12 protein-coding genes are annotated in these 12101 nt (G+C 54.5%); 7 read left to right on the top strand and 5 right to left on the bottom strand.

Translation table 11 applies throughout. From position 1 onward, the window contains the following. Positions 1 to 165 precede the first annotated feature (165 nt). Entirely contained in the window at positions 166 to 621 is a 456-nt protein-coding gene (locus LAO21_22900; protein MBZ5555566.1) for a VOC family protein, read from the bottom strand. A 20-nt stretch (positions 622 to 641) separates the two neighbouring features. Further along, positions 642 to 959, bottom strand: a complete 318-nt coding sequence (locus LAO21_22895) for a metalloregulator ArsR/SmtB family transcription factor (GenBank protein MBZ5555565.1) — start codon at positions 957 to 959, stop codon at positions 642 to 644. 1621 nt (positions 960 to 2580) lie between these two features. Here LAO21_22895 and LAO21_22890 point away from each other — a divergent pair. Both LAO21_22890 and LAO21_22885 read left to right on the top strand, forming a co-directional pair. Then, the gene (locus LAO21_22890; protein MBZ5555564.1) at positions 2581 to 3180 is read left to right on the top strand and encodes a hypothetical protein; all 600 of its coding nucleotides are present in this window, start codon (positions 2581 to 2583) and stop codon (positions 3178 to 3180) included. Between the two features lie 262 nt (positions 3181 to 3442). Then, positions 3443 to 5872, top strand: coding sequence for an ABC transporter permease (locus LAO21_22885; GenBank protein ID MBZ5555563.1), 2430 nt, complete (start codon positions 3443 to 3445; stop codon positions 5870 to 5872). 267 nt (positions 5873 to 6139) lie between these two features. Here LAO21_22885 and LAO21_22880 read toward each other — a convergent pair whose 3' ends face one another. Continuing rightward, positions 6140 to 7207, bottom strand: coding sequence for a SpoIIE family protein phosphatase (locus LAO21_22880; protein ID MBZ5555562.1), 1068 nt, complete (start codon positions 7205 to 7207; stop codon positions 6140 to 6142). 8 nt (positions 7208 to 7215) lie between these two features. Next, positions 7216 to 7419 (bottom strand): hypothetical protein, encoded by a 204-nt coding sequence (locus LAO21_22875; GenBank protein ID MBZ5555561.1) that lies wholly within the window; start codon positions 7417 to 7419, stop codon positions 7216 to 7218. A gap of 242 nt (positions 7420 to 7661) precedes the next feature. Here LAO21_22875 and LAO21_22870 point away from each other — a divergent pair, with 242 nt between their 5' ends. The 5 genes from LAO21_22870 (at position 7662) to LAO21_22850 (ending at position 11022) form a co-directional block, all read left to right on the top strand. Continuing rightward, on the top strand, positions 7662 to 7820 hold the full coding sequence (locus tag LAO21_22870; GenBank protein MBZ5555560.1) for a hypothetical protein: 159 nt from the start codon (positions 7662 to 7664) through the stop codon (positions 7818 to 7820). Positions 7821 to 7897: 77 nt separating this feature from the next. Then, on the top strand, positions 7898 to 8737 hold the full coding sequence (locus LAO21_22865; GenBank protein ID MBZ5555559.1) for a hypothetical protein: 840 nt from the start codon (positions 7898 to 7900) through the stop codon (positions 8735 to 8737). A gap of 250 nt (positions 8738 to 8987) precedes the next feature. Then, the gene (locus LAO21_22860) at positions 8988 to 9452 is read left to right on the top strand and encodes an SET domain-containing protein-lysine N-methyltransferase (protein MBZ5555558.1); all 465 of its coding nucleotides are present in this window, start codon (positions 8988 to 8990) and stop codon (positions 9450 to 9452) included. Between the two features lie 188 nt (positions 9453 to 9640). Continuing rightward, positions 9641 to 10375: a methyltransferase domain-containing protein gene (locus LAO21_22855; GenBank protein ID MBZ5555557.1), complete on the top strand. Its 735-nt coding sequence runs from the start codon at positions 9641 to 9643 to the stop codon at positions 10373 to 10375. A 269-nt stretch (positions 10376 to 10644) separates the two neighbouring features. Next, positions 10645 to 11022 carry an MmcQ/YjbR family DNA-binding protein gene (locus LAO21_22850; protein ID MBZ5555556.1) on the top strand — a complete coding sequence of 126 codons (378 nt, stop codon included), beginning with the start codon at positions 10645 to 10647 and terminating at the stop codon, positions 11020 to 11022. Positions 11023 to 11086: 64 nt separating this feature from the next. On the opposite strand, the gene LAO21_22845 is transcribed toward LAO21_22850, so the two are convergent. Beyond that, entirely contained in the window at positions 11087 to 11812 is a 726-nt protein-coding gene (locus LAO21_22845; protein MBZ5555555.1) for an NADAR family protein, read from the bottom strand. Positions 11813 to 12101: the final 289 nt, after the last annotated feature.

Below are 12101 nucleotides of genomic sequence, written 5' to 3'. Positions count from 1 at the left end.
TTGTTGATATACTTCTTGCTAGGGGTCGTTTGTTTGGTCATTGTCCGCTCCTTTGAAAAAGTGATCTGTCTTTCCGAGGAGCTTACCAAAAAACGACCCGCTCATTCGAGTCGTCACGGTCCTTCATAGGATCTGACCCGAAAATATCTTTGTTTCCAATGGACCTCAACCCGGATAGATCGTCCCCTCCTCGACGAAGCACAACGCGTTGTGCCATTTATCTTCCGCGTAGAACGACCGTTCGCCCCACGGCCGCACGCTGATGTTGCCGCCGGAGACGCCATGGACATCCTCTTGAGCGAGGCAGCCGAGCGCCTTGGCGCGAGCAAATACAGCGTCAAGGTTCTTGACCGTGAAATACAACGCCTTGGCCGCCGGGTGCGGCTTTCGAACCGACGACACGTCCACCACCTGCAACGTGACCGGACCACAGGTGAAGTAGCACCGGGCGCCCGCCTGCTTTCGCCCTTCCAGCCCGAATAATTTGCCGTAGAAGTCCGCCGCCTTCTCAAGGTTCCCCACTTCGACGTTGATGCGAAACAGGCTGGGCACGTCCGAGCTGGCGCTCTTCTTCGCGCGCCTCCCTGTTGCTTTCTTTGCCGCACTTTTCTTAGTCGCCATCTGTTCCTCCGTTGTCTTTGTCAGTGAGGGTCCTTCGAAAACCACTCGAGCCAATCCCGAACGAGCTCGAGGCGGCGGCGATCAATGTGGTAGACGCGAGTGCGTCCCCGCCGGTCGTGCCGGAGCAGCCCGGCTGACTCGAGCACCTGGATATGCCGTGTCGTCGTCGGCCAGGCATGCTCAAAGAGGCCGGCGATCCCGCCGGCCTTCATCGATCCGCCCTCGAAGTTCAGCGTGAGCAGGATGCGCCGGCGCGCCGGGTGGGCGAGCGCGGTAAACACCGCCTCGTACGCATCCATCCTTGCCTTCGGCTCCTGTCTCTTCTTGCCCCTCCCCATGTCCCGCATATTTAGCGCGTAGGCTAAACATCACAATCGACACACTGCCTGAATGCCATGGTTCCTGCCATTCGAAACCATGAACTTCTCTTCTCTCTTTCCTATCCTCCTCCTGATCTCCTACCTCCTCTTCCCAATCCCCCATGAAAGACAATCCCTCGCTCGAACAGAGCGTTACTTAATTTCATCCGGCTCAGCGGGCCAATCGCCCGGCCGGCCAAGCCGGTGTTCCCGCATCGAGCGGCGCTCGCCGATGCAAATACATCCTTCGTGAAATCTGTGGATGAAAGGAATATCGAATGCCGGTGCCTGACCCGAATGTCTTTTGTTCGATGATTCAACAGCTTCTTGGAGAAAAAGCACTTCATCCACAACGAGGCGGCTTTGCCGCTTCCGCCGTGGCGGACGGAAAGGTTTGCCTCTTCGGGCCTCTCTCCTCTCATCCTTCACATTGACTTCGGCAAGGCTCAGCCTTGCCGAAAAAGGGAGAATGAAATTATGGGGGGGCACCTCCTCCGAAAAGCCCGAGGCTTTTCGCAATAGGGTGCGGCCAAGCCACGGGGCTGAATCCGAATTCAACTGGCAGTCTATGCACATAAGGCATTCCAAGACTAGGCACAGGTACTTCTTGGTCTATGATTGGATGGACAACAATAGAGATCTCGCCCTGGTTCACTTACTTTAGCACCAGCTGCTGCACTTTGGAGGATTAATGTTTTGGGGGTGACGTCCGAGTCTTCAATTTTTCTCATCTCAAACGATCACAATTCCCATTTTGAGCTCGGCGGTGGCGTGTGTACACTTTCCCCTTGACACTGGAAACCTCGTGTGATAGAAAATGGATGCTCGTATCCCCCGTCGAAACTACGAGCGACCCCAGGTTTAACTGTTGAACACTGGTACTTCCTTTTCCTTTCCTCTGATTTCCGAGGAGGCTTTCATGTCGCACTTGATCCTGCCCTCAACGAGGATTCGTCCCTCAAAAAGACTTGATTTCTTTGATCGAATCTTCCTCTGTGGAGCTGCTTCGACGGACTTGACCCATGGCTTGTTTTGTCAACGTGCAGAGTGTAGGTCTCATCTTCTAACCGATCTTCATTGGCAAGGAATACGGAATGGCGAAAGCGCACACCTACAGTTCTTAGACAAGTCGCTTGATGTCGCTCACACCAACCTGTGCCCGGACAAGCATGCTTTCGCACGCTGCGTTTTGCCAGCAGGAATATAAGACCCACCTAACCACACATAATAAGGAGGTTTTCAATGTCTCGCTTAACTCTTAGGACAAAGCTTACCTTGCTTACTGTCTTGCTCGCTCTCGCGTTCAGTTCAGCGATGGCGTTCGCCTGGAATACAATCGTACCCCCTTACTCCACGGAATGCACATCTGACCAGTGTGCATATGGGGATGGATGTTACTCAAATGGGGCATGCGGCCCATCACATCAAACGTGCTCCTGCTCGGGTGGACGCTGTAGCTGGGGAGGAAGTTGTTTCTACTGATTCTCATGTTACTTGACAAAGACCAATCTCTCGATTAGGGCACCACAATATATTTGTTGGCCCCTGGAGGGTCATCCCCAGTTCAATCCAAGGAGGGCCCTCCAATATGAGGACTCTTATGTTCTTGAACCGTGCCCCCACTCAGCCATTAAACCGCAATGATGCAGTCCTTTACAGCTTATTGGCACTTTCGCTTCTTTTTAATGTGTTCCTCGGCTGGAAAATTCGGGCGCTCCAACTGCACTCGGTACAGGGCAAGCAGATATCTCAGAACGCGCAAGGTATGACTGTTGAACCATTTCGCGTCTTTGACCTCAACGGGCCCCCCACTATAATTGATTTCAAGTCGCCGAAGGTCCCGACCGTGCTCTATATCTTCAACCCGAATTGCAAGTGGTGCGACCGCAACAATCAGAATATAGCAGCTCTGTCAACCGCCAGAAAGGATTCTTTTCGCTTCATCGGCCTATCTCTCAGGGACCCCAATCTGGAAAAATATGTTAAAGCCGGCGGCCTACAGTTTCCAATCTACTCAATAGAATCGTATGGTGCAATCTCAGAACTTCGGTTAGGGGCCACTCCTCAGACTATTGTCATTGCTCCAAACGGAACTGTAACCCAGGATTGGATTGGCGCGTACAATGCTGAAACTCAAAAGAATGTGGAAAATTATTTTACATTCAATCTCCCGGGCCTGAACTTAAATACACCTGACTGAGTGCGCATGGCTCGTTTTGCTTTGGAGACGTGATATAATTGGACTCCTAGATTATATTGTGAAATTCGTGAAAGTCCGTTAGAAAGCGGGGCCCAGCTAAAGATCCATGCTGCCTCGGTTCTTTCTCACTCTCTGTTTATAGCGCCGACATCCACAGGTATGACTGTGTTTCACGGGTGATCTTCGTCCAGTAGCAACTTCAGAACTAACTACCTGGTTGCTCGACCTCCGCTGCCGGACTAGCCAATCAGGCTCTAACGCGATGATTCCTTCATGGAACAAGAGCTTTCCCCAGGATTTTCATTACGCATTGAGACGGTTGACTGCTCATAGGCTTTCAACCATTAGTCTAATAGTGGTGCTCAGTCTGGGTATCGGGGCGACCACTACGATTTTCTGCCTGGTGTCTGGGGTCCTGATTCGCCCTCTGCCAGTTGAGCATTTGGGGCGCCTGGCTGTTCTTATTGGCGCACCCTCACCCCCAGGCCAGGACCGACTTTTGTGGTGGAGTCGTTTACCAAGTTTTGCAGCTCTCTCCGAGTATGACTCTGGAGAAGGCGTGCTGACGAGGAAGGACAACTCAAGGTCTGTTTCAATGGCGGCCGTCTCATTGCACTTTTTCGACGTTTTTGGGGTTTCCTGTTCCTTGGGCCGCAATTTCAATCCAGACGACATGGAATCAGGCCACAGCAGAGTTGCTATCTTGAGCCGCGGTCTGTGGTTAACAACTTTCGGCGGAGACAAAGATGTGGTGGGCCAAAGTATTCTTGTTAACGGAAAGTTATATACCGTGATTGGTGTCATGTCTCAATTCTTCGTCTATCCGGGAAATACTGACATTTGGATCCCCCGCATTAATCGCGATGCTCAAATGGCAATGGGCGAGAACTCTCAGGGCGCTTTGCCTCCTCTGCTTCGAGCACAGACATTGGTGGGCCGTCTTCGAACGGACGGAATGCTCGACCAAGCTCGATCAGAAGCGCAAGCCTTGTTTGTCCAACTGAAGGAGGAATTCGGCACGACTGGCGTTCAATTTGGTACGGGAGTGAGAATCACGCCGCTTAGGGAATTACTTGTCCAAAATTTCCGCCCTGCCGTTTGGACACTGTTCGCTAGCGCGGCGTTCCTGCTACTGATCGCATCTCTGAACTCTGCCATTCTAATACTGGCTCAAGCAGCAGCCCGGCAGAGGGAAATCGCTATTCGTGGCTGCTTAGGAGCAACTCAGCCACATATAGTGCGACTCATCCTCATAGAAGCTTTCTGTCCTACAATCTTCAGCGGCGCCCTTGGTGTTTTAATGGCCTATTGGGGGACCGAGAGTGTGCGTAAAGTTGCCCCGATTGAGATTCCAGGATTGCTGAGTGTCCACATCGACCACAATGTGCTCTTATTTGCCCTTTTTGTCTCGATGACGGTAACTCTAATGGTAGGAGCAGCCGGAGCAATTCACGCTGCCAGAATTGGGCATGTCCAGTCGCTTGCGAAAGAAGTGTACAGGTCCCACGGGGGAATCAGCCGCGGGTTGCAGAAAATATTTGTGGTTCTTCAGGTAAGCCTAACAATGACTCTTTTAACTGGTGCAGCTCTCGTCGTTCAAAGTTTCTTACATCTGGTTGCAGTGAAGCCGGGGTTCGATGCAAAAGAGGTTCTAACGACGAAAGTGACTTTGTCGAAGTCATTCTATTCAGACTCCGAGAAGGTCACGCAGCTTCACAAGGAGTTATTCGAGAGAATTCATGAGCTACCCGGGGTCAATGCGGCCGGCACCGTAGACTATGTTCCCATGGGTGGTGCAACCGGTGGTTATCTTTACTTTGATGCCATGGGCAGAGCTCCAGCCGGAGAAGCCCGAATGTTCACAATCGGCGGTGATTATTTTCGGGCCATGGGAATCCCCATTCTGAATGGGCGCTCGTTCGAAAGCACGGATACTGGGGCGGGTCAAGGAGTGGTAATCATCAGTGAAACGCTCGCTCGTACCATTTGGGGTTCGAAGACTCCAATCGGAGAATACCTTTCGGTCGAAGGCGAGCGGATGATCCGCGAGATTGTTGGTGTAGTCGGAGATGTAAAGTTCACTGCTCTGGGAGAAGACCCGGAGGCGCAAATCTATTTTCCCATAACACAGACATTTAGGCGTGTTCCGCTCCTTAATTTTACTTTAGTCACCCGGGGCCCTAAAGATGCGAAGGGCCTGATGAGCGTGATCGATGGCAGAGTTCTATCAGCAGATCGAGGTGTGGTCTTCCTGAGCACCTCTAGAATGGAGGCCTTGGTATCACGCTCGATCGGATCGGTCCGTTTTCGTGGATTTCTCCTGTCGATATTCGCCACAGTAGCACTTTTGCTTGCCGTCGTCGGGGTGTACGGTGTTGTTGCATATTCAGTTGCTCGTCGAAGTCATGAGTTTGGAGTCAGAATTTCTTTGGGTGCACAGCGACATCAGATTTTGGCTATGGTTTTGATTGAGGGGGGACAATTAGCAATCTGCGGTGTGATAGTGGGCACCTTGATCTCACTCGGACTAGGCCGATTTATAGGCAGCCTGTTGTTTGGAGTTAACTCCACCGATATCATGACATTTACGGGATCTGCTTCGTTCCTCGCAATAACGACATTAGTTGCGTGCATGCTTCCTGCCGTAAAAGCTTGTAGGGTGGAGCCCGTCGAGGCCCTTAGGTATGAGTGATGAAAACCGATGGTATTTTGTGCGGTTAAACAGGAAAACAGAGTCGCGTACGTTTACCCGTTGATCCCGAGCGCCAAAAACGTAAGGGGTCACACATCTCAATCTTCCGTCAACAGGCAACACAACGACTGGTGGCCAGGCGAGTATTTCCCATTTTTATTCGGGAGGGCCAGGTCTCAAAATTCGATTTGTTGATCTTTGAGACCTGGCCCCCGCGTTTTTCTGCCGCTCGACTTCTCAAAACTGAATCTGCCCGGATCTTTGTATCTATTTTTCCAGTCGCTTCACCACCATCAGTGTGAAGTCGTCGTTATATCCCGCGGAACCGATTAAAGACTCCGTCGACCGGACGACTGACTGAATCATGTCAGAGGCCGGCAAATTCCACGCGCCTCGGATGGTTCGCTCCAAGCCCTTCAACCCGAATTCTTTCCCGCTCGGATCGGGCACTTCGACTACGCCGTCGGTATAAAGCACCAGCACATCTCCGGGATTGAGCGTCACCCTCGAGGCGTCGTACTGCGCGTCTTTGTCAACCCCTAGCACCAGGCCTCCCTCCTGCAACTCCTCGGTCATCCCTCGCCTGCGCAATATCAGGGGAGGATTATGGCCGCAGTTCGAATAGGCGAAGCGGCCGGAGGGCGGGTCAAGAGCCCCGAACACCGCGGTGACGAAGTCGGAGCTTCCAACCGATTCCAACAAGAACGTGTTCACCGACTGCATGACGCGGGAAATGGAGGAATCGAGGCGCACGCGGGTCCTCAGGGCAGCCCGAAACTTGGCCATGATGAGGGCGGCCGGAACCCCTTTGCCGGAGACGTCGGCGATGGCGATCCCCAGCTTCCCGTGAGGCAGCTGGATGTAGTCGAAGTAATCTCCCCCGATTTCCGAGTTCGGCAGATTGATGGCCGAAATGTCATATCCCGTCAAGGAGGGTGGTTGAGCGGGCAGCAGGCTGGCCTGGACCTGGCGGGCGATTTTCAACTGACTTTCGATCCGTTTGCTCTCCAACAGGTGTTGGTGGAGCATCGCCTTCTCAATCGCGATACCGGCGGAGTTCGAGATGAACTGGAGAAGCTTGGCGTCCGCTTCGGAAAAGGCGTTCACCCGGTCACACTCAAGGTTCAAGGCTCCGATGACCTGACCGTTGACGATGATGGGAACGGCAATTTCCGACAGCGTGCCCTCCCGCCCTTCGATATAGTGCGGATCACGCCGGACATCGCGGGCGATGACCTTCCTGCCGGTCCGGATCACGTAACCGATGATCCCCTGGCCGGACTTCAACATGGGATCATCCTCTCTGGGACGATCGGGAAAGCCACGCGTGGCCATTCCCTCAATCATGTGCCGATGTGGCCTCTGAGCGCCAGGCTGTTTTCGTTTAAAACGAAAATACCGGCCGCATCATACGGGATCGCAGACTTCAGCGCATCGATGAGTTGGCTGAGAACTTCGTCAAGGTCCAGTGTGCCACTGATCTCACGGGAAATTTGGAGCAGGAGCTGATACTTGGAGTCAGGAGTCAATTCAATTGGAAGGGTCACCTGTCCGCCCCCGCAATGGCGCTGGTTGCGATCCCATTTTTTGCGCTGGCTAATGGTAGCACAGAATGAGACAGCGTGGTCTGGGGGCGTGGTTTGCTTGAACCGGGTGCACCGGCAACCGGGCCCAAGGACGATCCTCCCCCGTTCTCGTCACGTTCAATGGCATCGCGAAGCGAGTGAAATCGGTGTACAATGACATCCGTCTACCAAGTCAAATAGCCAATCTCCATTAAAGAGGCGCCATGGATCAAATGGAGCAACTTCGGGCCGCGGCCAGTTCGCTGTTAAATAAAGCCCAGGATGCATCAGTGCCGGAGCTTGCCTCCGCCGTCGAAAAGGCGACCGGGGTCCTGAGACTTTCATCGGACATGGAAAAAGCGCAGGCGGAACTTCGAAAATAGCGCTCGAAGAGCGTAAGCTTCAGCACGAGAATGAGACGGCTTCAAAACGGGAACGGTCCGAACGGCTCAAGGAATACGTGGCGATCCTGACCCCCGTGGTGACCATCGTGACCCTGGCGGCCACCTTGATCGCGCAGAACTGGCAGTTCATACGCTCTGAGAAGGACAAGAGCGAGGCCGCGATGGATGCCCGTTGGGAAGAGACCGTCAAGACGATTTCCGAGACCAGCAAGCTGCCTCCGGGCATCGTCGCGCTACACCCGTTCTTGAATTCCCCGAAATACGGCGACCGCGCCAAGCTTACCGCCGTCCAACTCCTCGCCAACAGCACCGACCCTGTTTTCTTTAACGATCTGTTTGGGGCGGCCTTCGTGCCGGTCGATTGGAGTAACCTGGAGTTCGTCCTGAAACTCGACCGCGCCCTCAGCACTAAAGGAACTCCCCTGCTGAACAAGTCCTGGGACCCAGAAACCCAGACCAATGACCTCAAAAAGCTCAGCCCGCAGGAAGCAGCTTTGCTTGGATACTTTACTTCCGTTGCGCCCAAGATCTCCGCCCAGGTCGGCTCCGTCCTGAAAACCCCGCGACCGAGCGCCTCAACTCTAGACCTCTCCGCAACGTACTTCAAAGACGCCGATTGGCGCGGAGTGGATTTGAGCGGCGATAATATTGAGAACCTGTGGCTGGTGTGGGTGAGCCTCAAGGATGCGAATCTCGACAAGATCACCCAGTTCAGCGGGGCCGTCTTCTTCCACGTGCCCTGGTGGGAGGCAAAATCGGTGGGCCCGGAATTGCTTGAATATCTGGCGACGAATTATCCGTGTGACCCCAGCGCCGAGTACGGCCTTAACGGAGAGAAGTTTACGCCTCAGCACTGCACCGCTGCACTCGATCGCCTCCGGCACAAGACACCGTAGCCGCCACCAAATTTGCACCGCGGAGCCGCAAAGACCGGCGGAGATCACGGGCTTTTGCGACCGGCAGGAAAAGACGCGCGATCTCCGCCCTGGCGGACGGGATCACTGCCGCCCAAGCGAACTACTCCGACAGATGCGGTCATCCGTCACTCTTTCCGATCACCTCAGTAGACAATCGGGTACCCGTTAAAGCATACTTTTGTGAGTCGTGCCCTTTTGCAGTGCGGAGCTTTGATTGAAGGAGATTGAGGTGTCGCTTGTGAATGGAGTCACGGTGCAGCTGCGCCCAGACCATCAGCGCGGACTCTTCGTGCTGAGGCCCGTCTCGAAGGATGAGATCCTCGTCACCTACGATGGCCCGATCATCGATCATCCCACGCGGTACTCGATTCAGATCGACAAGAACCGGCACATCGACGGCACACCCGATTCAAATGCGTGCCTGAATCACTCTTGCGCTCCAAACACCTATGTGGACTGGGCTGGCGTCTTCCTGCGGGCGCTGCGCAACCTTGAGGCCGGCGAGGAGCTCACCTGTAATTACCTGACCACCGATTGGGAGCTTCACGAGAAGTTCGTCTGTCATTGCGGCGCTCCGAACTGTTATGGCGAACTCAAGGGCTTCAAGTACCTGTCCCCGGAACAGCAACAGGTGCTGGAACCGTTTCTACCGGAGTTCATGAAGAGAAAGAGGGACAGACACCTGCCTTGCTGACATTCCTGCAAGGTTGCTTAGGAAAAGGTGTCTGTCCCTGACTCCATGAGAGGACGCATGAGAGAAAGAGGGACAGACACCCGCCTTGCTGACATTCCTGCAAGGTTGCTTAGGAAAAGGTGTCTGTCCCTGACTCCATGAGAGGGCGCATGGGGGCATGGGACGTGGCGAGATAAGGAAAGATTCGTATGGCCTTCACCAACTGCTATGGAGACACCACTCGGGCCGAGGCGTACGCGCAGCTCGAATTCGCCAATACCTACTACCTGGCTTACAGAGACCTTCCCGCCATTGTCCGGGAGCACGTCACCGGAACTCGGGCACTCGATTTCGGCTGCGGCACCGGGCGTTCGACCCGATTTGTGCGGCAGCTTGGCTTCGACGTGGTGGGCGTCGATATCGCACCCGAGATGATCGCGAAGGCCAGGGCGATTGACCCCGGCGGGGACTACCGGCTGGTCAAGGATGATGACTTGAGCGAATTTCAGGCCAGGGCGTTCGATCTTGCCGTTTCCCTCTTCACCTTCGACAACATCCCCGGGTTTGAAACAAAGGTGCGGCTGTTCCACGATCTTGGAGCACTGTTGAGTTCCACGGGAAAGATGGTCAGCGTCGTCTCGTCACCTGAAATCTATACCCATGAGTGGGCGTCGTTCTCGACGAAGGACTACCCCGAGAACCGATTGGCTCGCTCGGGAGACACGGTGAAAATCATCACCACCGACTTCGCCGACCGCAGGCCCACCGAAGACATTCTCTGGACCGATGAATCGTACCGCGATGTGTACGCCCGCGCCGGACTAAGTCTGGGCGCAACGTACAAACCCCTGGCCCAAGGCGATGAGCCCTACCAGTGGGTCAATGAAACGAGGGTCGCCCCGTGGGTCATCTATGTGCTCATGCGGCAATCGGGTGTTGGATAACCGATTTTGGAGTGCGGGAGCTTGCTCCCGCTTTCAGCAGCCGAAGCTTGCTGCACGCGCATTACCCGGCGCCAAATCTGCAACGCAGAGGCACAGAGATCCGCGGAGAGGAAAACCACAGGACCAAACAGACACCTCACGGCTTTAAACAGGTTTATTCTGGTTTGTGCTTAACCGACCAGTCGATTTGCTTTGTCTTAACCCTTTTGTGTCATCTGCGAAATCTGTGGATCGAGAATGTGCCACGCTCCGACCACTGAGGACATGTCATGACGAGCGCCAAGGACTTCCGCCGCATCGCGCTGGGGATGAAGGATACCATCGAGGGCGCACACATGGGACACCCTGACTTCCGCGTCAACGGCAGGATCTTCGCGACCCTGCATCACGATCAGCAGTCAGGAATGGTTAAGCTTACACCCGACCAGCAGCAGAACTTCGTGCGGGAGAATCCCGCGGCGTTTATGCCCGAGAACGGCGCCTGGGGGCGCCAGGGATGCACGAGGGTGCAATTGGATGCGGTCGATGAAGACACCCTCGGCGAGGCGATCACACTCGCCTGGCAGAACACCGCTAAAAAGCTTGGAGCTTTAAGGTCAAAACCCAAGCGAACAACCAGACCTATTGGCCCATCGCGCAAGCGCTGATTCTAAACTGGAGCCGCATGGACCGAAAAAATGGCCTGAGTGGTATGTACTCTCTCATCCCAGGCTAGGGCTGCTTTTGAAGTTCGTCACGGATTTGAGTGAGGATTTCATAGTATCGCCAGGCCGCGGGGGCGTTGGGTTCCTGATGGTGGTCCGGTTTAAGGACCAGGTTTCCCGTCGCCAGGAGAATCCTTCTCACCTCGGGATTCTGGCGCACTTTCTCTCGGGTGGCAGCCACGATCAAGCGGTAGTGCTCCCCCGGAACAGCCGGCCGGTACTCGATCCTTTTCCCTTCAAAGGTCACCCACGTAATGTCCATCCACTTCATGTTCTCCTCGGCCAACGTGCCGGCATTCTTGGCTTCGAAGCTGGTCATTTGGGCCACTTGATCGCGTGTGTATTTCCACTCGAGACCGGGGAATTTCGCGCGAGGGTCATCCTCACCTTCAGGATAAAGCATCATCTGCCAGAATCCTTCCAAACTGGCGTAAGGTTTGTTATGAAAAAAAAAGGGCGTCGCCGCGAAATTGGAGAGCACGCCCAGCTCGTTGCGCTTGGAGAGAATGACCTCGCCCAGACCCGCCTCTTGCGGCAGGATCTCCCATGCCGGCGCGCCTTCACGGGATACGGGGGTCCACCAGTGAGCCGGGTAGGGCGAATGGTTCGAACTCTGACCCGTCGTCGAGTAAGGCTTCGGCGGTCGCGCCGTATGGCAGGCCCCAAGTAAAACCGCCAGGAGAAGGACCCCGTTAACGAATAGACAATTGGCGTGGGGCTTTGGATCATGCATGAGTTTGCTCTTGACCGGGTCAGGTGCTGCCGGCCCTGAATTTCTAGCGCAGTGCTCGACCCCTTGACTGGACCGACGATCATCGAACGCTGTCAGCCCCGGTGCTACGTGCAAGTATAAATAGGGACATCCGCGAATGACATCTAAATAGTGCCTTCTATGAGGCTGTTTTTGTCAAGCTCCTTGTGCGCTGCTTTTCTGCTCGGGTTTGGTGGCTCTTTTTTCAGTTCGGGAAATTCCTGGAATTGTCCCGGAACGACCTTCTATCCGTGCCGATCAAAGCTTGATC

It is taken from the genome of Terriglobia bacterium (assembly GCA_020073085.1).
Classification (GTDB): Bacteria; Acidobacteriota; Terriglobia; order JAIQFV01; family JAIQFV01; genus JAIQFV01.
This window is presented reverse-complemented; position numbering and strand designations above follow the sequence as displayed.